The sequence below is a fragment of the Stenotrophomonas sp. YJH_SMC_19 genome (genome assembly GCF_059367915.1).
On the sequence record NZ_JCAFRI010000012.1, the window covers coordinates 91629 to 113058 of the forward strand.

A 21430-nucleotide genomic window follows, 5' to 3' on the forward strand; every position below is an offset into this window, starting at 1 on the left:
CAAGCGCTGCACTCACCGCCGCGGCTGCGGTTCGCTGGACATCGGCTGCGCGGGCACGATGACCGGTTGCGGTGCCGGAGTGGGCTGCATCGGCGTCGCAGTGGGCGAGGGCATCACCAGCGGTGAGGTTGCAGTCAGCTGCAGCAGCGCTGCCCAGTCCTGCCGGTTGAAGCTGCATTCGTCCTCGCGACCTGGTGTGCAGCCGGGGTCGATGCCGGTGCTGTTGCGTTCGCGTGCCGGAGGCAGTTTGATCAGCCCCGTACGATCCAGCTGCAGCAACCGCATCGCCACGGTGTTCATCACGTTGCCACCGACCAGGTACAGCGTCTGGTCGCCGCCGAGGTTGGCCGCCACCACCACTTCGCAATGCGATTTCCAGTGGCCCACCGAGCCATTGCCCAGTGCCTGCACCAGCCCGCTGTAGCTGAGCGTGGTGCTGCGGTCGCGCAGGAAGCACAGCAGGTCGCCCGGTGCGGGTTTGGCCGTGGCCGGGTCGACCAGCCGGTACGGCACGCCCGAGGGGCCGCCCTGGTAGGCGGCACGGATGTAGTCGATGTGGCGTGGCGACGTATTGAAGCCAGGAACGCCGGACTGCACCATCACCCAGGAAATGAACGCGGCCGACCACGGGTTGTCGATCAGGAAGGCGCGGCAGTCGCTGTCGGTGTAGCGCGTGCCCAGCGGCGCCAGGCAGCTGCTGGCGCCCGCGATGCTGCCCATCGCATTGAGCGTGCCGCTGTTGCGCCAGTAGCCGGCCACGCGCTGCCAGGCGATCAGGCCATTGTCTGCCAGGTGATCGCTTTCGGCCTCGGTGACGCTGAGGCTGGCGGCACGGCCTTCACGATCGATGAAGGGCCGGTACCAGAGCCGGTGCTCATTGCAGGCGGTGTTGCGGATGGCCACCGCCAACGGACTCAGGCCGAAGCGGGGCGGAACATCGCAGGCTTCGGCGGCCGCTGCGGACAACGGTGCCGCGGCCAGCAGCAGGCAGGCAGGCAAGAGCATCCGGCGCATGCGCGGCTCCTGTGGGGGATACCTCAGCGTCGCAGCGCTGTCGTGAACGCCGGGTGTGAGAACGGGGTCAGATCCCTTTTCCCATGGACAACGGATCGGCCCCCACGCCAGGCCTCAACCCGGCGGCGGGCCCAGCTTCAGCGACAGATCGATGGCCTGCACGTGCTTGGTCAGTCCACCGATGGAGATGCAGTCAACGCCGTCCTCGGCGATCGAACGCAGGCCGCCCAGGCCCACGCTGCCTGACACTTCCAGCGGAATGCGGCCGGCCGTGATGCGCACTGCCTCGCGGCGCAGGTCGGGGCTGAAGTCATCCAGCAGGATGCGTTCGCAACCGGCTTCCAGCGCCTGGCGCAGCTGGGCCAGGTCCTCGACCTCGACCACCAGCGGCAGCGCGGGCCATTGCCGGCGCGCGGCGGCCACCGCCGCGGCCAGCGAACCGGCGGCACGGATGTGGTTTTCCTTCAGCATCACCGTGTCATAGAGGCCGAAGCGGTGGTTGTCACCGCCGCCACAGCGCACTGCGTACTTCTGCGCCAGGCGCAGGCCAGGCAGAGTCTTGCGGGTGTCGAGGATGCGCGTGCCGGTACCGGCCACCGCCGCCACGTAGCGGGCAGTGGTGGTGGCGGTGCCAGACAGCGTCTGCAGGAAGTTCAGCGAGGTGCGCTCGGCGCTGACCAGGCTGCGGCTGCGCCCGTGCAGCAGGGCCAGCACGGTGCCTGCGGTGACCGCGTCACCTTCGGAGACACGCCATTCGATGCGCACGTCCGGGTCGAGTGCGCGGTGGGTGGCGTCGAACCACGGACGGCCGGCAATCACCCCGTCCTGCTTGCACAGCAGGTAAGCGCTGTCGGCCTGGTCGGGCAGCAGGGCGGCGGTGACGTCGCCGCTGCCCAGGTCCTCGGCCAGCGCACGCGCGACATCGGCGGCGACAACGGCCGCATCCGGCGTCGGCAGCGCGCTCATGCGGCCGGGAAGTCGGCGATCTGGGCGGTCGGGATGGCTTCCTCGGCCAGCAGCACCGGGATGCCGTCGTCAACGCGGAACACCTGCTTGCGGTCGCGGGTGACCAGCGCTTCGCGCAGCGGCTGCGCCAGCGGGTTGCCATCGGCCTTGTTCACCGCGCCGGCGGAAATGGCCTTGTTGAGGGCTTCCAGGCCCTTGCCATCCAGCAGGGACAGGGGCTGGCGGGTGTCCGGCGACACCAGCAGGTCGAGCAGCTTGCGATCCATGGTTCTTCGTCTTGCGTGGAAGATGGCTAGAATACGTCTTTAAGGCAGGTGACGGCCAATGACCCCCAATCCGATCGCGCCGCTTGTCGGCATCGTCATGGGTTCCCGTTCCGACTGGGAAACCATGCAGCACGCCGCCCAGAAGCTTGAAGCCCTGGGTGTTCCGTTCGAAGTGAAGGTGGTGTCCGCGCATCGGACGCCGGATGTGTTGTTCAGTTACGCCGAGCAGGCGGGCCCGCGTGGCCTGCGCGCGATCATCGCCGGTGCCGGCGGGGCCGCGCACCTTCCGGGCATGATCGCCGCCAAGACCGCCGTGCCGGTGCTGGGCGTGCCGGTGCAGTCCAAGGCCCTCAACGGCATGGATTCGCTGCTGTCGATCGTGCAGATGCCGGCCGGCATCCCGGTCGCCACCTTCGCCATCGGCAATGCTGGCGCGTCCAACGCGGCGCTGTTCGCTGCTGCGATGCTGGCCAGCGACCAGCCGGCGATCGGCCAGGCGCTCGACGCCTTCCGTGCACGCCAGACCGAAGACGTGATGGCCCACGACGATCCGCGCCAATGAGCCTGACCGTCGGCATCCTGGGCGGCGGCCAGCTCGCCCGCATGATGGTCCTGGCCGGTGCGCCGCTGGGACTGCGCTTCCAGCTGTACGACCCGGCGGCCGACGCCTGCAGTGGCCCGCTGGCGCCGCTCACCGTCGGTGCCTTCGATGACCGCCACGCGCTGGCGGAGTTCGCCGCCAAGGTCGATGTGGTCACTTTCGATTTCGAGAACGTGCCCGCAGACAGCGCGCAGTTCCTGGCCGACCGCGTGCCGGTCTATCCGCCGCCGGCCGCGCTGGCGGTGGCCCAGGACCGGTTGAGCGAGAAGACCCTTTTCCAGCAGTTGGGCATCCCGCTGCCGGCCTTCGCTGATATCCGCAGCCGTGACGAGCTGGCTGCGAAGGCGGCTGAGTTTGGCCTGCCGTGCATCCTCAAGACCCGCCGCCTTGGTTATGACGGAAAGGGCCAGTTCCGCCTGCGCAGCGAGGCCGACATCGACGCCGCGTGGGATGCACTGGGCGCGCAGGTCGAGCGTACCGGCCTGATCCTGGAAGGCTTCGTGGCGTTCCAGCGCGAGGTCAGCGTGGTCGCCGTGCGTGGCCGCGATGGCAGCTTCGAAGCCTGGCCGGTCACCGGTAACTGGCATGTCGACGGCGTGCTGTCGGCCAGCGTGGCACCGGCTGTGCTGTCCGATGCCGAGCAGCAGGCCGCGATCGGCTATGCCCGCCGTGTCGCCGAGCACCTGCAGTACGTCGGCGTGTTCGCGCTGGAGCTGTTCTGTCGCGATGGCGAGCTGTTGGCCAACGAGATGGCGCCGCGCGTACACAACTCCGGCCACTGGACCATCGAGGGCAGCGAGACCTCGCAGTTCGAGAACCATCTGCGTGCCGTGCTGGGCCTGCCGCTGGGCAGCACCCGCATGCTCGGCCACGCCTGCATGCTGAACTGGCTGGGCGCGATGCCGGACCCGGCACCGGTGCTGGGCCAGGCCAGCGGCCATTGGCACGACTATGGCAAGGAGCCGCGCGAAGGCCGCAAGGTCGGCCACGCCACGTTGCGCGATGACGATGCTGCCGCGTTGGCCGATGCGCTGGAGCAGGTCGGCCTGGAGCTGGATCGCCAGGCCCAGGTGGCGCCGGCGGTGCACGCGCTGCGCAATCGCTGAGCCCGGTAGTGCCGGCCGCTGGCCGGCAGTGCAACGCTGTGAAGCGCCGGTGCAGGCATCGGCGCAACATTCCCGGTGGTAGCGTGGAGCTCCTTTCACAGGAGTCACCCCCATGCTCGACTGGAATGCCTACCGCAAGGAACTGAAGGGCCGTATCGGTGAGATCGGCAAGCTCTCACCGGATACGGTCAAGGGCTACGCCACCCTGGCTAACGCTGGCGCGCAGACCAACCACCTCGATGCGAAGACCCGTGAGCTGATCGCGTTGGCGGTGGCGGTCACTACCCGCTGCGACGGTTGCATCACCGTGCACGTGGATGCCGCGCTGAAGCACGGTGCCAACCGCGAGGAAATCGCCGAGGCGCTGGGTGTGGCGGTGTCGCTCAATGCCGGTGCGGCGCTGGTGTACTCGGCGCGGGTGATGGATGCGGTGGCCGCGCACGAGAACGCGTGAAGCCACGCTCTGCTTTCCGGTAGTGCCGGCCGCTGGCCGGCAGATTCGCCATCTCTGTACACCGATGGGGATGCCGGCCAGCGGCCGGCACTACCCCGAGGCGGAGCCGCTGCCTCAGCGTAGCTGGCTCTCAGCGAATTCCCAGTTGACCATCTGCCAGAACGCGTCCAGATAGCGCGCGCGATCATTCTGGTAGTCGGTGTAGTAGGCGTGCTCCCAGACATCGCAGCACAGCAGCGGCGTGCTTTCACCCGTCAGCGGCGTGCCGGCATTGCGGGTCGCCTGGATGCCCAGCTGTCCGCCCGGATGCTGCACCAGCCACACCCAGCCGGAGCCGAACAGGCCCAGCGCGGTGCGGTTGAATTCCTCGCGCAGGCGCTGCACGTCGCCGAACTGGCGCTTCACCAGCTCGCCCAGGCGACCCTGCGGTTCGCCACCGCCACGCGGTCGCAGGCACTGCCAGTAGAAGCCGTGGTTCCACGCCTGGGCGGCCGCATCGAACAGCTTGCCCTGGGCCTGGCGGACGATCTCTTCCAGTGACGCGTCTTCCCACTCGGTGCCGAGGATGCCGGCATTGACCGCATCCACGTAGGCGCGATGGTGGCGGCCGTGGTGCAGCTCCAGGGTCTGTGCGGACAGGTGCGGCTGCAGGGAGCCGGAAAGGTAGGGCAGGGCAGGCAATTCGACAGGCATGGACAGGTTCGTGGCCAGAGGGGCGGCGGCAGCCGGTTCCATCCGCTTACAATGGCGGCTACCGTGGGCAGTCTAGCCGACCACCGCGGTCGGTTTGTCCGGCGAAGCAAGGAGTGAGGTTGTGGCGGTAATGCAGCAAATCCAGGCCGAGGTCGATCGTTACCCGCTCGTGCTGTTCATGAAGGGCACCCCGCAGTACCCGATGTGCGGTTTCTCCAGCCGCGCCGTACAGGCGTTGATGGCAGCCGGCGCGGTCACACTGCGCACCGTCAACGTGCTGGAAGAACCCGAGATCCGCGCTAACCTGCCGCGGTTCTCCAACCTGCCGACCTTCCCGCAGCTGTTCATCAATGGAGAGCTGATCGGCGGCTGCGACATCGTCCTGGAACTGTTTGAAGCCGGCGAGCTCAAGCGCATCGTCGAAGAGGCGACCCAGGGATGAGTGCCTGGCCATCGACGTCACCGACCAACGGGGCGCTCGATGGCCGCCCGTTGCAGGATCGCGTGGTGCTGGTTGCCGGCGCCGGCGGTGGGCTGGGCAGTGCGGCGGCCGTTGCCGCCGCCGCCGCCGGGGCCACCGTGGTCCTGCTGGGCCGCAAGCCGCGCCGCCTGGACCGTGTCTATGCCCAGGTCCAGGCCGTCGGCCCGGAACCGCTGCTGTATCCGCTGGATCTGGAGGGTGCGGGCCCCGACGACTATGCCGAACTGGCCCAGGCCCTGCAGCGCGAGCTGGGGCGCCTGGATGGAGTGCTGGTCTGTGCCGCCCATTTCCCCGGATTGACCCCGTTCGAACTGGCCGACCCGGCCAGTTTCGCCCGTGCGGTGCATGTCACGCTCACTGCTCCGGCGTGGCTGGCCCAGGCGTGCCTGCCGCTGCTGCGGCAGAGCGAGGACGCGGCCCTGGTGTTTGCGGTCGATGCCTCCGAACGGGTGGGGCAGGCCTATTGGGGCGGATACGGTGTGGCCCAGCATGGCCTGCGCGGGCTGATCACCAGCCTGCATGACGAACTCGGCCGCAGCCCGGTGCGGGTCAGCGGCCTGTATCCGGGCCCCCTGCGCACGGCGCTGCGCGCCAGGGCCTATTCCGTCGACCAGGACCCGGCCGCCCGGGGCCCGGAGGCCGCCGCTGCGGCGGCCGTGACCCTGCTGTCCAGCGCTGGGCTTGCCTGGCGGGGCCGGATTCTCGACGCCAGTGAGGCGCCCCTGCCGGAATGAGGCCGGGGGAAAGGCGGAGTGAAGAACCCGTCACGATTGCGTTGCGATCCGGTGCCGTTTGTCGCACAACCGTCACATTGATGGCGTAGCGTGTTAATCTAGTGTTAACCGTTGTGGCTGCCTTCAGCCAAGCGGTAGGGAACCCCAGATAAATCTCCGACCAGCCACCCGCAGGGCTGTTTGGATGCGCTTTTTTTCCGCCATCGCCAACTCGCATCGAGGCTACCGAAAAATGACCCACCCACTCCGGATGTCCAAGCTCACCCTTGGTCTCGTGGCTGCGCTCGCCGCCGCTCCCGCCTTCGCCCAGAGCACCTCTGCCGGTGTCGGCGGCCAGGTGATGTCCGCCGCAGGCCAGCCTGTCGCCGGCGCTGAAGTCACCATCACCCACACCGAGTCGGGCACCGTTTCGCGTGCCACCACCGATGCGTCGGGTCGATACAACGCGCGCGGCCTGCGCGTGGGTGGTCCGTACACCATCACCATCACCAAGTCCGGTGAAGGCACCAAGACCGAAGAGGGTGTCTACCTGAACCTGAACCAGGTCAACACCGTCAACGCCAACCTGGGCGGTGACCTGGCTGCGACCAATCTGGACGCGGTGAACGTTGTTGCGACCGCCGGCGGCCTGGACCTGTTCAGCGCCAACAAGATGGGCACCGGCAGCAACGTGACCCGCGAAACGATGGACGCGCTGCCGTCGGCCAACCGCAACATCCAGGACTACATCCGCCTGGACCCGCGCATCTCGCAGGTCAGCAAGGCTGACGGCGCGATCTCGGCCGGTGGCCAGAACACCCGCTACAACGCCATCCGCATCGACGGCATCAGCGCCTCCGATCCGTTCGGCCTGGGCTCCAACAACCTGCCGACCGAGCGTCAGCCGGTGTCGATGGACGCCATCCAGGAAATCAACATCGACCTGGCCAACTACGACACCACCATCGCCGGTGGTACCGGTGCGGTGATCAACGCCGTGACCAAGTCGGGTACCAATGAGTTCCACGGCACCGTGTACGGCTCGTACCGCGACAAGGACATGGTCCGTTCGCGCCTGGAAGGTGACAAGTCGGACTTCAATGGTTTCAAGGACGAGAAGACCTACGGCATGACGTTCGGCGGTCCGATCCTCAAGGACAAGCTGTTCTTCTTCACCAACTATGAAAAGTACGAGCGTAGCGGCGGCGGCGTGAGCCTGAGTGACAGCCCGTACAACAAGGATCCGTCCAAGGGCGGCATCAGTGACGCCGACATCTCGGCAGTCCAGAAGCGCATGAGTGATCTGGGCTATCCGGTCGGCGGCGTTGACGGTCTGAACAACAAGACGACGATCGAAGAGTACGCCGTCAAGCTCGACTGGAACATCAACGAGAACCACCGTGCGGCCCTGCGCTACAACAAGATGAAGCAGGACGTCGTCCGCTTCCCGCAGGTCAGCAGCAGCGCGCTGTCGCTGAGTGACTTCTGGTACACCCAGCCGACCCAGTACGAAACCTGGATGGGTGAACTGTTCAGTGACTGGTCCGAGAACTTCTCGACCGAGTTCAAGGTTTCGCACAAGGACTACTCGTCCAATCGTGTCGCGGCTTCGCACCTGCCGCAGATGCGCGTGCGCTTCGGCAACAACTCGCTGTACCTGGGCACCGAGCAGAACACCCACACCAATCTGGTCGAGTCGAAGGAACTTAGCGCCTTCGGTGCCGGTACCTGGTACATCGGTGACCACACCGTCAAGTTCGGTTTCGATTACACCGACAATAACCTGATGAACTTCTACGGCCGTAATCTGTACGGCGCGTACGACTTCCGCGACTTGGCGTCGTTCCTGAAGGGTACCGCCAACGGCTACCAGCTGCGCGTGCCGCGTCCGGGTGGCAGCTTGGATGATATTCCGGCCAAGTTCCATCTGAAGAACACTGGCCTGTTCATCCAGGACACCTGGGCGATCAACTACAACCTGAGCCTGATGTTTGGTGTCCGTCTTGATATCCCGGACTTCACCAGCCAGAACAAGTACAACACCGACATCCAGTCGCGCTACGGCTACGACAACACCAAACTGGTGGACAAGAGCCTGTTCCAGCCGCGTGTTGGCTTCAACTACACCTTCGACAGCGATCGTCCGACCCAGCTGCGCGGTGGCGTTGGCTTGTTCGGCGGTGCAGCACCGAACGTGTGGCTGGCAGGTGCCTACCAGAACACCGGTCTGAACTACGTCGAGTACAACGTCAGTGGCAACCCGGGTGGTTTCAGTGCTGATGCCGACAATCCGTTCATTCCGGATCCGTCGAAGATCATTGCTCGCCAGAACGTGGACATTATCGCTCCGGGCACCCGCCTGCCGTCGGTGTGGAAGGCCAACCTGGCGTTCGACCATGAGCTGCCGTGGTACGGCATCGTGGCGTCGGCTGAAGTGCTGTTCACCAAGGTCAAGGATGGTCTGTACTTCGAACGTCTGGACCTGACGGACGGCAAGGGCAAGGGTGCGACCTTCGTTTCGGCGCAGGACGGTCGTGAGCTGTACTGGAACCCGGCAGGTCTGAATCAGGCCAACAGCAAGATCGACAGCCGTTCCGGCGACAACCTGGGCATGGAGAACGGCACCAACGGCGCGCTGAACCGCGCCAACCGTCCGAACAACATCGGTGACGTGATGTTGCTGCGCAACACCGACAAGGGTCGTGGCAGCCAGGCTACCTTCTCGCTGGCCAAGCCGCTGACCGAGAACTGGGGCTGGTCGCTGGGTTACACCTACACCCAGTCGAAGGAAGTTAGCCCGCTGACCAGCTCGCAGAACACCTCGAACTGGAACAACACCCAGATCCTGAACGCCAACGAGAACATCGCGTACAACTCGCGCTATGCAATCAAGGACCGTATCACCGGCACCCTGGAGTGGAAGCACAACTTCTTCGGTGACAACGCTACCCGTATCGGCCTCTTCTACGAAGGTCGCTCGGGCCGTCCGTACAGCTACGTGTTCTACAACGATGCCAACGGCGACAGCGCCATCGGCAACGATCTGTTCTACGTGCCGAAGGGTGTGGGCGACGTGCTGTTCACTGGCGGCGCAACGATGGAGAAGAAGTTCTTCGATTGGCTGGCGCAGAACCCGGAACTCGAGGCCTACCGTGGCAGCGTGGTCCCGGCCAACTCGCACCGCGCCAAGTGGGTCAACAGCTTCGACGTTCGTATCAGCCAGGAATTCCCAGGCTTCGTGAAGGGTCACAAGGGTGAAGTCGCCCTGGACATCATGAATGTCGGCAACCTGCTGAACAAGAAGTGGGGCCTCATTGACGACTACGGCTTCTATGCAACCCGCCGCGTGGGCAACTTCGCAGGTATCGATCCGGCCACCGGGAAGTATGTGTACTCGTTCACCGGTGCGGATGATTCCTCGATCCAGGAAAACAACAATGACAAGGGCAACACTGCCGTGTCGCGTTGGTCCATGCAGCTGACTGTGAAGTACAAGTTCTGATCCGTCAGAGCTTGATGATGTAAACGGAAACGGCCGGGGAAACCCGGCCGTTTTCCGTTCAGGCGAAAGTCCTTGCAGGCCACTCTGCATCGGCGTAGCATCCGGAAATGTGCGCGGTGCCAACGCCGCCGATGCGGTCCCGGAAAGGCGAACGCGGGGAGCACACATCCAACGGTCGGGCTTCCCGGCCGTTTTGCTTTTTAAGGGGGCGGCAGTACAGTCGGAAACCTTGAAGGAAGCAAAAAATTGGACATGACCACGAACGAAAAATCAGCCCGCGCACTGCCGGTGCAGGACGCGCGGATCTACCCGCGCGGTGGGCTGGATGTGCTGTCGCGGGCCGAAGTGGCCCGCCTGCGCGATGCCTCTGCCGGCGGCATGCACGAGCTGCTGCGCCGCTGCGCGCTGGCCGTGCTGACCAGCGGCAGTGCCTCTGACGATCCGCGCGCGGCGCGCGATCTGTATCCCGATTTCGACATCCAGGTGGCGCAGCAGGATCGCGGCGTGCGCATCGACCTGGTCAACGCGCCGGCCATGGCCTTCGTCGATGGCGAGATCATCCGCGGTGTTGCCGAACTGCTGTTCGCCGTGGTGCGTGACCTGGCCTACATGGCCATCGAGATGGGCCCTGCCTACGCGGCCGAGCTGGAGTCGTCCGAGGGCATCACCAACGCGGTGTTCGGCCTGCTGCGCAATGCGCGCATCCTCAACCCGGGCGACCCGAACCTGGTGGTGTGCTGGGGCGGTCACTCGATCTCGCGCGATGAATACCTGTACACCAAGCAGGTGGGCTACGAGCTGGGCCTGCGCGGCCTGGACATCTGCACCGGCTGTGGACCGGGTGCGATGAAGGGCCCGATGAAGGGGGCCACGATCGCCCACGCCAAGCAGCGCCGTACCGTGACGCGCTACATCGGCCTGACCGAGCCGGGCATCATCGCCGCCGAGTCGCCGAACCCGATCGTCAACCACCTGGTGATCATGCCGGACATCGAGAAGCGCCTGGAGGCCTTCGTCCGCATCGGCCACGGCATCATCGTGTTCGCCGGTGGCGTCGGTACCGCCGAGGAAATCCTGTACCTGCTCGGCATCCTGCTGCGCGAGGAAAACAAGGACCTGCCGTTCCCGCTGATCCTGACCGGACCGACCGTGGCGGCGCCGTACTTCGAGCAGATCGACCGCTTCATTCGCCTGACCCTGGGTGACGCGGCCGCCGAGCGCTACGAGATCATCATCGGCGACCCGGTGGCGGTGGCGAAGAAGATGGCCAACGGCATCAAGCGCGTGCGCGAGCACCGCCTGGCGCAGAAGGACTCGTTCTTCTTCAACTGGTCGATCGAGATTCCGTGGGAGTACCAGCAGCCGTTCGTGCCCACCCACGAGGCGATGGCCGCATTGGACCTGCACCACGGGCGTGCCCCGCACGCGCTGGCGGCCGACCTGCGCCGGGCGTTCTCGGGCATCGTCGCCGGCAACGTGAAGGAAGACGGCATGCGTCGCATCGAACAGTTCGGACCGTTCCAGATCCATGGCGACCCGGACATGATGCAGGCGCTGGACGCGTTGCTGCGCGCTTTCGTCGAGCAGCGCCGGATGAAGATCTCCGGCGAATACCAGCCCTGCTACCAGGTGCTGGCCTGAGCCCGGGCCGGTGCGATGGGGATCGCGCCGGCCGGGGTGGGAAGGTGCGGGTCGTCAAGGCTTTGACGCCCGTCGCCCTGGATTGACCGTTCATCCTGCCGCCGCTTGCCGGTGGCGGGACGATGGCCCATCGTGGCCATCAACACGCTGGGGAGCGTCCAATGTCTTTGCGCCGGCAAAACGGCTTCACGCTGGTCGAGTTGATGATCACGCTGGTCATCCTGGTCATTCTGGCCAGCATCTCCTATCCCAGCTTCCGCACCGCGATGCGCTCGAACCGGCTGACCACCACCAACAACGAGGTGATCGGTCTGTTGTCGCTCGCTCGCAGCGAGGCCATCCGCAACCGCCATGGTGGCGGGGTGTGCGGCAGCAGCAACGGCACGTCCTGCGATGGTGAGTGGAGCAAGGGCATGCTGGCCTGGGGCGACGCCGATGGCGATGGCTCCGTCAGCGGCAGCGAAAGCGTGCTGCGCTTCTCCAAGGGCAGCAGCAGCCTGGCGGTCGAGGCTCCCAGCCCAACCGTCATCACCTTCGATTCCCAGGGACGCCGCCGCGCGTCCGCCGACCAGGTCGTGAGCCTGGTGCCGCAAGGCTGCAAGACGGGTGACCCCATGCGGACCCTGACCGTCCTGTTCTCCGGCCAGGTCCGCTCCACCGCAGGAACCTGCAAATGAAACGTCGTCGTTCCGGCATGGGCGGGCCTGCCCGCAGTCGTGGCTTCAGCCTGATCGAGGTGCTGATCGCGCTGCTGGTACTGGCGTTCGGCCTGCTTGGCTTTGCGTTGCTGCAGACCATGAACGTGCGGTTCGTGCAGAGCGCCAGCCAGCGCACCCAGGCCACCAGCCTGGCCTACGATCTGATCGAGCTGATGCGCGTGCAGCGCAGCGAAACCCTCAACGGTGGCGAATACACCAAGGCCTCCTTCACTGCCGGCTCGGTCACCGCGCCGGCTGGCCCCTGCACCTGGCCCAACAGTGCCGACGTGACAGCCTCCAAGGCGAACGTGGCGCGCTGGCAATGCCAGGTCGTCAAGGTGCTGGGAGGCAAGGCCAGCGCCAACGTGACCGTCAATGATGGTCTGGTCACGGTGGGCATCGGCTGGGGAGACGAGCGATGGAACGCAGCCAATCCCGACAGCATCACCACGTTCACCCTGGTTACCCGTCTATGAAGCGCGCGCCTTCCGCTGCCAGCCATGCGGCTGGCCTCTCGCTGGTTGAACTGCTGATCTCGCTGGTCATCGGCCTGGTGCTGATGCTGGGCGTGACCCAGATCTTCATGGCTTCGCGGGCGGCCTCGCAGCTGTCCGAAGGTGTCGCGCGCACCCAGGAGAACGCCCGATTCGCATTGGAGTTCCTCGAGCGCGACATCCGGATGGCCGGGCACATGGGCTGCGTGAATGACCAGGCGCACCTGGTGCGCGCCCAGGACAGTGTCAAGGTCAACATTGCCGGCGTGAAGTCGGGTGATGGCAGCCCGATGGACTTCTCGGTGCCGATCCAGGGTTACGAGGCGCAGGGCACCGCGCCTGGCAACAAGCTGACCCTCGGCGCAAGCTGGGGGGCTGCCGGCAGCACGCCGTCGGCGATCACCAATCTGAAGCCCAAACCGCTTGGCGGCAGCGACATCATCGTGATGCGCTACCTGGCGCCGGAAGGCTCGCCGGTGCTGTCCATCGGCTCCGGTACTTCGCCGGACATCACGATCGCCAGTGACGCGGCGGCCCGCCTGTCGGCCGGTGCCGTCACCACGCCCTCGGCGTTTGCCGTGGCCGATTGCAGCAAAGTGGACGTGTTTGCCGGAAAAATCGCCGGCAGCACGATCACGGCCAGCAAAGCCGATCTCTCGGCGTATTCGGCCAACAACGCGGTGACCATGGTCTATCGGGTGGAATCGATGGCGTACTACGTGGCAACGAATACCGCCGGCGAACCCGCGCTGTACCGCGCGCGTGGCGCTGGCGACAACACGTTCGCCACCGGTGAGGAGCTGGTGGAGGGCATTGAGAGCCTGCAGTTCCTCTACGGCCAGGATACCGAGACGGCGATCAGCAGCACCGCGCCGCCGACCGGGGTAATCGCCTTCCAGAAGACTGCCAGCGGGGTCAGTACCGGTACCGATGCCGCCGCTGTCGCTGCGTGGCGACGGGTTGGCCTGGTGCAGTTTGGACTGCTGGTGCGCAGCCCGCAGCGCGCCGCGGCCGAGCAGGCCAATACGGCCGTGGCCCAGCTGGGCGTGCTCGGCGTTGGCTTCAATCCGCCCACGACCTACGACGATCGCTACCGCGCCTCCTACGAGGTGTCCGTGGCACTGCGCAACCGACTGTTCGGGAACTGACCCATGAAGCCCTCCGTCTCCCGTCGATTCCAGGGGCGTACGCAGCAGCGCGGTGCGGTGCTGTACGTGGCTCTGATGCTGTTGATCCTGCTGTCGCTGATCGGTGTGGTCGGCATGCAGGTGGCGAGCATGCAGGAGCGCATGTCCTCCAACTACCGGGCCGCCAACGTGGCGTTCCAGGCCAGCGAGCGGGCGGTCCGTGACGCCGAGCGGTCGATCGAGGAGATCGACAACAATACCGGCGACGGCGGCTCGTTGAAGGCTGACGCCATCAAGCGCATCTGCGATGACGGCTTCGATCCCACCCGCTGGGTGGGTGAGCAGAAACTGTCGGCGGCGCCGGTGGTCAGCGTGCGCCGCATCGACGCCTGCATCCAGGGCGAATCGACGCTGGGCATGGGCACGCCGGAAAGCGAAGAGCCCACCCGCGTCTACCAGATCACCGCGTTCGGCTCCGATCGCGATGCCGCCACCAGCAACGAGGGTACTTCCTCGGCGGCTGTCGACACTGTTTTCAAGCTTTGAGGAACCCGGTCAATGGCGACCCGAAAGATCAAGATCCTGGCCGGCTCCGGGCTGTTGCTGGCGGTGGCTGGCGGCACCTGGCTTGCGATGAACCTGTTCGCCGCGCAGGCGCAGGGCACATTGTCGCAGCACCCGATGAACCTGAAGGTCTCCGCGCCGCCGTCATTCATCATGGCGGTGGATGATTCGGGTTCGATGACCTTCCAGACCCAGTTCCCGGGGCAGGACGGAACGGCGTGCTGGCACTACGGGAGGAAGAGTTTCTTCCGGTCGGCCGGTGTTCTCAACACGCCCGATGACGTACTCCCCACCTATGATCGGTGGGGCAATGCCATCCAGACCGGCGAATGCAGCTATTTCTACGTGTTGCCGGGCGCCCGGATCAACAACTACAACGGCATCCCCGCTCTGGATGTCTTCGGGTTCGCACGATCAGCGGCCTACAATCCAACCTACTACGACCCCGCAATCAAGTACGAGCCCTGGTTGCGGATCGTAAATGAAGAGGTGCAGTCGTATCCGGACGCGAGCACGTCGGCCACCCTCATCGATCCTCGTGAGACAGATACACTCGCGATCGCCAGCAGCTATCTGGGTACTTCGTCCTGGGACGTCCAGAGGATGCAGGAAGGGATGACGGTACCGGCCGGGCAGTCCTACAGGACTGCAAGCAGGGCCAATGGTAATTTTGGCAACGAGAACGCCAATACGAGAGGCACGACCTGGAGCTCGGCGGGCTATGCGTCGCTGCGCTATGTGCCCGCAACGTTCTACATGCCGTACACCAGCGATGGTGACGCCTATCCGCAGTTGCCAGGCACTGCCAATGCTTATGCAGGTATCCAGCGAACCAAGGTCACCGGCGCCTGCGGTTCCGGATGTGACATGTGGAAGTACGTCATCGGGACCGGTGATGCTGCCGCATTGCAGAACTTCGCCAACTGGTACTCGTACTACGGTAACCGCAACCGGGCGATGATCGCCGGCATGACGCGCGCATTGAATGTCAATGACATGTATGTCGGGTATTTCCGGATCAACGATTTCCAGAATTACAACAGTTCGACAGACTCCAACAAACGGCTTGCGATCCGGGACATGAGCGTGATCGGGCAGAAGTCCGCGCTCTACAGCAGCATGATCGCGCTGACGGCCAGTGGTGGCACGCCGAATCGACATGCCGTCAACGCTGCGGGCCTGCAGTTCATGCGGACCGATGACAATGCCCCCATCAAGCTGTCCTGCCAGAAGAATGCGGTGATGCTGTTCACCGACGGCTACAGCAACAATGGCAACAACCTTTCGTCATCCCTCGCACCTGCCCCGGGCAACGTGGACGGGGACATGGGGACTCCCTTCTCGGATGGCAATTCCAACACCATGGGTGATATTGCCGCGTACTACTACGTGAACCCGTTGCGAACCGATGATCGGATGCCCCGGGGACAAGTGCCGGTGCCGGAGCAATGTGCGACCAGCACTGACAAGTCGCTGGACTGCAAGAAGGACCTGCATATCAACTTCTACGGGATCACGCTGGGCGCGCGTGGCAATCTGTTCGATCCGAACAAGCAACAGAACCCGTATACCGATTCGGCGGTCTACAGCAACTGGCCAAGTCGCCAGAACGACAACCCCAGCACCGTGGATGACATCTGGCACGCCGCGACCAATACCCGCGGTGAGTACATCAACGCGCGTACTCCGGCAGACATCACCACGGCCATGCGCCGGGTGCTGTCGTCGGTCACCTCCGGGCCAGCGCCTTCGGGCAGCCAGGGCCTGACCGGCGCGCGTATCGGTACCGGGTCGCTGGCGGTCACGCCCCAGTTCGAAGTAGCCAACGAGGAAACCGATTGGTTCAGCCGCCTGAAGGCATCCAAGCTTGCGGTGAACGACAAGACGCAGCAGACCGAGTACACGCAGGTGTGGGAAGCGGCCGAGAAACTGGGCGCGCAGCGTTCGCGCACCATCGTCGCCACCAAGGGCAATGCTGCAGTTGACTTCAGCAGCACCAACATCGCCTTCACCGATCTCTGCAACAAAGACGAGAAGCAGTATCCGGGTATTGCGCGCTGTTCTGCGACCGAGGCTGAAAAGCTGGGCGGCGACATCGCCACGGCCATGGCTTATCTGCGCGGCGACGCATCACGCGAAGTGCGCAACTCGGGGGGCATCTATCGCACCCGTACCACCGTGCTGGGTGACATCGTCAATTCCAGCCCGGTGATCAGTTCGCCCCGCGACGACTATGGCTACCAGCGCATCAGCACCGCGATGGCGACCTCGTATGCGACGTACCTGACCCGCAAGCGCAACAATGGCCGCTACATGGTCTATGTCGGTGCCAACGACGGCATGCTGCATGCCTTCGACGGTGGCATGAACGGCAACGGCGTGAGTGACAGTGCCGGAGGCAGCGAGACCTTCGCCTACATCCCCGGAACCGCGCTGGGCCACATGGCCAACCTGCTGTATCCCTACGTGGCGGCCAACAAGTCCGACCAGCGCTTCCGTCATCGCTACTACGTGGATGGACCGATCGCGGTGGCGGACGCACAGATCGGTGGCAACTGGGCCACGGCGCTGGTCGGTACGGCGGGCGCCGGTGGGCGCTCGGTGTTCGCGCTGGATGTAACCACGCCGTCCAGCTTCGGCACCGGCAATCGCCTGTGGGAAATCAGTGACGTGGCGCCGGGGCTCGACAGCACCATCAAGGCGAACATCGGCCATGTCCTTGGCAAGCCGGTGATCGTGCCGGTGAAGGAAGGGACCGGGGTGGCGTGGAAAGCGATCTTCGGCAACGGTTACAACAGCCTCAGCCGCAAGGCCGTGCTGTTCGTGGTCGACCTGGGATCGGGCGCGGTGCGGATGATCACTGCTACCGAGGCCGCAGCAACCGCACCCGCCGGTGACAATGGCCTGGGCAACATCGTGGCTGTCGACCGTTGGCGCGCCGACAGCGCCGGTGGGACGGGGCGTGTACGTGGCCGTGACGGCCTGGCGGACACGATCTATGCGGCCGACCAGCGCGGCGCGCTGTGGAAGTTCGACCTGGAAAGCACGGCAACCTCGGTCACCACGCCGGTGTTCACCACGGCGCGCCAGACCAACAACAACAACCAGGTGTATCGCCAGCCGATTACCGGTGGCATGACCGCCGTGACCGGACCCGGTGGTGGCGTGATGCTGGTGCTGGGTACCGGCAGCTTCTCCTTCGACAATGACCCCCAGGATCTCACCGCGCAGTCGCTGTACGGTGTCAACGACACCAGCAAGGACCAGCCGGAGGCCACGATCGTGCCCGCCAATCTGGTGGCCTATACGGTGACCACCACCAACAAGTTGCGCACGGTCACGGCCACGCCCTTCTCCGGGGCGGCGCGCGGATGGAGCATTGCACTGCCCGGCGCAGGTGAACGCTTTGTTGGTAATCCTGCCGTGGCGTCGGGAACGGTGTTCATGCCGACCTACATGCCTACCGCGGGTGGCCGTGGCTGTTCGACCGAGGGAAGCAACTGGCTGTTTGGCCTCAATCCGATCTCGGGTGTTGCATCGCTGGAGCAGGCGCGGGTCGGGTCCATTACCGGCACGCCCTACGGAGCGGGCACGGCTGGCGTGAGTCTCGACACCGGCGGCACCGCACCGGTGAAGGACGTCAATGTCTCGGTGATGCCACGCCTGGCAAAGGGTGCCGATCGAGGCGGACGTGCCTGCTGGATGGCGGTCAACGTGGCGGGTGCTCCGACGATGTACGTGCCTTATCCCTGCGGTCGCCAATCCTGGCGCCAGATCCAGTAACGAAGACATGCCCATGACCCTGAACACTCTTTCCCGTACCCTGCGTCGTCCCGGCAAGCAGCACGGTTTCTCCCTCATCGAACTGATGATCGTGGTGATCGTGCTCGGTATCCTGGCCGCGATTGTCGTTCCGTCGTACCAGCAGTACATCCGCCAGTCGCACCGGGGCGTGGCCAAGGCGGACCTGGTGGAATACGCGCAGCGTGCTGAGCGCTACTACTCGGTGAACAACACCTACTCGGGCTTCGCGCTGCCCAGCAAGGTGTCGCCGCGCGAGGGCGGGACCACACGGTACGCGATCACGTTCGATGGCAAGGCGTCCTCGTTCACGCTGACTGCGACGCCCCAGGGCAACCAGACCAAGGACAGCTGCGGGACGCTGAGCGTGGACCAGGCCAACCGCAAAACGGCCAGCGGCACGGTTTCCGATTGCTGGTAAATCAGGTGTTGATCTTCCTCTGAACGCCCAGTACAATGCGCCTCCCCGCCCGAATAGCTCAGCCGGTTAGAGCACTTGACTGTTAATCAGGGGGTCGTTGGTTCGAGTCCAACTTCGGGCGCCAGATACTGCAAAAGCCGCGAGAAATCGCGGCTTTTGTCGTTTTGGCCCGTCAGCAGGGAAGGGTGCGGTCGACACGCTCGCTGCGGATGCGGCCGCCGTTGTTGATGACCAACCTGCCATGCAGCCGGTCTCCTGCGCAGATGCGCAGCGTCAGATTGGCACCGGGACTGCGCCCGTCAGGCTGGAAGAACAGCAGCGGCCGTCCACCGCTGGCCTGGGCGACGATGGCGATGTCGGTCCGGCCTTGATGGTGGATCAGGATGTCCTGGGCGGATGCTGGTGTCCCCCGGTGCCTGCCGCTGCGATAGATGATCCACCCTGCGCTCCAGTCGCGGGAGCACTGCTCACCGTCGTCGCTGGCGCACAGCCCGATCAGCTCGCGGCGCTTCAGGGCCTCGCTTCTGGCGCTGGAAAGACTGGCATGCAGGGTCAGCTGCAGGGCGTCGGCGCGTTGCCGCAACAGCACCGGGCGCAGGGCCGGCCAGCCCACGGCCAGCAGAACGGAAAGGATGGCGATCACCACCAGCATCTCGACCAGATGCATGCCGCGTGATGCTGAACGACAGTGGGCGGGAGTGCGATGCATGGCATCAAGCCTCGCGCCACAGCGGGACGACCGCCATCAGGCACTGCCGCGCCCGCCTGCCCGGAAAGCCCTCAGCCGGCCGTCACCCCTTGCCCCGTATACTTGTCCTTCCCGGGAACTGGCAACACCATGAGCGACCGTTTCGAACTCGTCTCGCCGTATTCGCCGGCGGGCGACCAGCCTGATGCCATCGCGAAGCTGACCAGCAACTTCGAGGCGGGCATCGCCAAGCAGACCCTGCTGGGCGTCACCGGCTCGGGCAAGACCTACACCATCGCCAACGTCATCCAGAACGTGCAGAAACCGACGCTGATCATGGCGCCGAACAAGACGCTGGCGGCGCAGCTGTATGGTGAGTTCAAGGCGTTCTTCCCGCACAACGCGGTCGAGTATTTCGTCAGCTACTACGACTACTACCAGCCGGAGGCCTACGTGCCTTCGTCGGACACCTTCATCGAGAAGGACAGTTCGATCAACGAGCACATCGAGCAGATGCGGCTGGCCGCGACCAAGACCCTGCTGTCGCGCCCGGATGCGATCGTGGTGGCCACGGTGTCGGCGATCTATGGCCTGGGTGCGCCGGAGGACTACCTGTCGCTGCGTCTGATCCTGTCCAAGGGCGAGCGCATCGACCAGCGCGACCTCATCAATCACCTGACCCAGCTGCAGTACACGCGCAATGAGTACGAGCTGCAGCGCGGCACGTTCCGCGTGCGTGGCGAAGTGATCGACGTGTTCCCGGCCGAGTCGGACAGCGAAGCGCTGCGCATCGAGCTGTTCGACGGCGAGGTCGAGAAGATCACCCTGTTCGATCCGCTCACCGGTGAGACGATGCGCAACATGCAGCGTTTCACCGTCTACCCCAAGACCCACTACGCCACTACCCGCGAGCGCGTGCTGGCCGCGGTGGAAACGATCAAGGTGGAGTTGAAGGAGCGGCTTGAGCAACTGTACGCGGAAAACAAGCTGGTGGAGGCGCAGCGCCTGGCACAGCGCACCCAGTTCGACATCGAGATGATGGCCGAGGTCGGGTTCTGCAACGGTATCGAGAACTACTCGCGGCACCTGACCGGCAAGAACGCCGGCGAGCCGCCACCGACGCTGTTCGACTACCTGCCGCCGGACGCGCTGCTGGTCATCGACGAATCGCACGTGACCATTCCGCAGATCGGCGCCATGTTCAAGGGCGATCGCTCGCGCAAGGAGACCCTGGTCGAGTTCGGATTCCGCCTGCCGTCGGCACTGGACAACCGACCGCTGCGTTTCGAGGAATGGGAGGCGCGCTGCCCGCGCGCGATCTACGTGTCCGCCACGCCGGGCCCGTATGAGTACCGCGAGGCCGGCGACGAGATCACCGAGCTGGTGGTGCGCCCGACAGGCCTGATCGATCCGGTGGTGGAGATCCGCCCGGTGGGCACCCAGGTCGACGACCTGATGAGCGAGGCCAACGCGCGCATCAAGGCCGGTGACCGAGTGCTGGTCACCACGCTGACCAAGCGCATGGCCGAGAACCTCACCGAATACCTGACCGAACACGGTATCCGCGTGCGTTACCTGCACTCGGACGTGGATACGGTCGAGCGCGTGGAGATCATCCGCGACCTGCGCCTGGGCAAGTTCGATGTGCTGGTGGGCATTAACCTGCTGCGCGAAGGCCTGGACATGCCCGAGGTGTCGCTGGTGGCGATCCTTGACGCAGACAAGGAAGGCTTCCTGCGCTCCACCGGTTCGCTGATCCAGACCATCGGCCGCGCCGCCCGCAATGTGCGCGGCAAGGCGATCCTGTATGCGGACAAGGTGACCCGCTCGATGCAGGCAGCGATCGACGAGACCGACCGCCGCCGCGCCAAGCAGGTCGAGTACAACGAAGAACATGGCATCGTGCCGCGCTCGGTGGCGCGCCCGATCGTCGACGTCCTCGAAGGTGCGCGTTCGGATGCGGCGGAGAAGGAAGCCAAGAAGGGCAAGGGCAAGGGCAGGGCGGGTGTTGCCGAGGACGGAGCCGATTACCGTTCGCTCGGTCCGGCCCAGCTGGCGGCGCGTCTCAAGGCGCTCGAACAGCAGATGTACCAGCACGCCAAGGACCTGGAATTCGAGGATGCCGCACGGGTGCGTGACCAGATCCGGCAGCTGAAGGAAGCGAGTCTGGGCTGAACGCGGCGGTGCAGCATCTTCTTCA

General features: G+C 65.1%; 19 protein-coding genes and 1 tRNA gene. 15 read left to right on the plus strand and 5 right to left on the minus strand.

All coding sequences use genetic code 11. From position 1 onward, the window contains the following. Positions 1-12 precede the first annotated feature (12 nt). The 3 genes from AC5P5R_RS13585 to AC5P5R_RS13595 form a co-directional block, all read right to left on the minus strand. Positions 13-1014 carry a DUF2272 domain-containing protein gene (locus AC5P5R_RS13585; RefSeq protein WP_005412807.1) on the minus strand — a complete coding sequence of 334 codons (1002 nt, stop codon included), beginning with the start codon at positions 1012-1014 and terminating at the stop codon, positions 13-15. 114 nt (positions 1015-1128) lie between these two features. Next, positions 1129-1980, minus strand: a complete 852-nt coding sequence (gene nadC, locus AC5P5R_RS13590; RefSeq protein ID WP_005408846.1) for a carboxylating nicotinate-nucleotide diphosphorylase — start codon at positions 1978-1980, stop codon at positions 1129-1131. Then, positions 1977-2246 (minus strand): Trm112 family protein, encoded by a 270-nt coding sequence (locus tag AC5P5R_RS13595; protein WP_005408847.1) that lies wholly within the window; start codon positions 2244-2246, stop codon positions 1977-1979. The genes nadC and AC5P5R_RS13595 overlap by 4 nt, the downstream gene beginning before the upstream one ends. 58 nt (positions 2247-2304) lie before the next feature. Between AC5P5R_RS13595 and purE the strand changes: the two genes are divergently transcribed. From purE to AC5P5R_RS13610, 3 genes are all read left to right on the plus strand, one after another. Beyond that, a complete protein-coding gene (gene purE, locus AC5P5R_RS13600; protein WP_005412808.1) occupies positions 2305-2808 on the plus strand; it encodes a 5-(carboxyamino)imidazole ribonucleotide mutase in 504 nt (167 codons plus the stop codon). Next, the gene (locus AC5P5R_RS13605) at positions 2805-3953 is read left to right on the plus strand and encodes a 5-(carboxyamino)imidazole ribonucleotide synthase (protein ID WP_024956581.1); all 1149 of its coding nucleotides are present in this window, start codon (positions 2805-2807) and stop codon (positions 3951-3953) included. Before purE ends, AC5P5R_RS13605 begins: the two co-directional genes overlap by 4 nt. Positions 3954-4065: 112 nt before the next feature. Continuing rightward, complete coding sequence (locus tag AC5P5R_RS13610; protein ID WP_005408850.1) at positions 4066-4407, plus strand: carboxymuconolactone decarboxylase family protein; 342 nt, start codon at positions 4066-4068, stop codon at positions 4405-4407. A 114-nt stretch (positions 4408-4521) separates the two neighbouring features. On the opposite strand, the gene AC5P5R_RS13615 is transcribed toward AC5P5R_RS13610, so the two are convergent. Beyond that, positions 4522-5100, minus strand: coding sequence for a superoxide dismutase (locus AC5P5R_RS13615; RefSeq protein ID WP_032966020.1), 579 nt, complete (start codon positions 5098-5100; stop codon positions 4522-4524). 121 nt (positions 5101-5221) lie between these two features. On the opposite strand from AC5P5R_RS13615, the gene grxD reads away from it, so the two are divergent. The 11 genes from grxD (at position 5222) to AC5P5R_RS13670 (ending at position 18666) form a co-directional block, all read left to right on the plus strand. Then, positions 5222-5542, plus strand: coding sequence for a Grx4 family monothiol glutaredoxin (grxD, locus tag AC5P5R_RS13620; protein ID WP_005408852.1), 321 nt, complete (start codon positions 5222-5224; stop codon positions 5540-5542). Continuing rightward, complete coding sequence (locus tag AC5P5R_RS13625; RefSeq protein ID WP_099523939.1) at positions 5539-6315, plus strand: SDR family NAD(P)-dependent oxidoreductase; 777 nt, start codon at positions 5539-5541, stop codon at positions 6313-6315. Before grxD ends, AC5P5R_RS13625 begins: the two co-directional genes overlap by 4 nt. A gap of 232 nt (positions 6316-6547) precedes the next feature. Then, positions 6548-9796 (plus strand): TonB-dependent receptor, encoded by a 3249-nt coding sequence (locus tag AC5P5R_RS13630; protein WP_080101792.1) that lies wholly within the window; start codon positions 6548-6550, stop codon positions 9794-9796. A 252-nt stretch (positions 9797-10048) separates the two neighbouring features. Continuing rightward, positions 10049-11437, plus strand: coding sequence for a nucleotide 5'-monophosphate nucleosidase PpnN (gene ppnN / locus AC5P5R_RS13635; RefSeq protein ID WP_005408855.1), 1389 nt, complete (start codon positions 10049-10051; stop codon positions 11435-11437). Positions 11438-11598: 161 nt separating this feature from the next. Next, positions 11599-12114, plus strand: coding sequence for a GspH/FimT family pseudopilin (locus AC5P5R_RS13640; protein ID WP_005408856.1), 516 nt, complete (start codon positions 11599-11601; stop codon positions 12112-12114). Further along, complete coding sequence (gene pilV, locus AC5P5R_RS13645) at positions 12111-12611, plus strand: type IV pilus modification protein PilV (RefSeq protein WP_005408857.1); 501 nt, start codon at positions 12111-12113, stop codon at positions 12609-12611. Before AC5P5R_RS13640 ends, pilV begins: the two co-directional genes overlap by 4 nt. Next, a complete protein-coding gene (locus tag AC5P5R_RS13650) occupies positions 12608-13777 on the plus strand; it encodes a PilW family protein (RefSeq protein ID WP_005408858.1) in 1170 nt (389 codons plus the stop codon). The genes pilV and AC5P5R_RS13650 overlap by 4 nt, the downstream gene beginning before the upstream one ends. Before the next feature lie 3 nt (positions 13778-13780). Beyond that, positions 13781-14302, plus strand: a complete 522-nt coding sequence (locus AC5P5R_RS13655) for a pilus assembly PilX family protein (RefSeq protein WP_005408859.1) — start codon at positions 13781-13783, stop codon at positions 14300-14302. A gap of 12 nt (positions 14303-14314) precedes the next feature. Further along, positions 14315-18103 (plus strand): pilus assembly protein, encoded by a 3789-nt coding sequence (locus tag AC5P5R_RS13660; protein ID WP_099523943.1) that lies wholly within the window; start codon positions 14315-14317, stop codon positions 18101-18103. A gap of 13 nt (positions 18104-18116) precedes the next feature. Then, positions 18117-18542 carry a type IV pilin protein gene (locus AC5P5R_RS13665; RefSeq protein WP_043034368.1) on the plus strand — a complete coding sequence of 142 codons (426 nt, stop codon included), beginning with the start codon at positions 18117-18119 and terminating at the stop codon, positions 18540-18542. Positions 18543-18589: 47 nt separating this feature from the next. Continuing rightward, positions 18590-18666: transfer RNA gene (locus AC5P5R_RS13670), tRNA-Asn, on the plus strand. Between the two features lie 48 nt (positions 18667-18714). Here AC5P5R_RS13670 and AC5P5R_RS13675 read toward each other — a convergent pair. Next, positions 18715-19251: a GspH/FimT family pseudopilin gene (locus tag AC5P5R_RS13675; protein WP_099470581.1), complete on the minus strand. Its 537-nt coding sequence runs from the start codon at positions 19249-19251 to the stop codon at positions 18715-18717. Between the two features lie 129 nt (positions 19252-19380). On the opposite strand from AC5P5R_RS13675, the gene uvrB reads away from it, so the two are divergent. Then, positions 19381-21405, plus strand: a complete 2025-nt coding sequence (gene uvrB / locus AC5P5R_RS13680) for an excinuclease ABC subunit UvrB (RefSeq protein WP_005408863.1) — start codon at positions 19381-19383, stop codon at positions 21403-21405. The last annotated feature ends 25 nt before the right edge of the window (positions 21406-21430 follow it).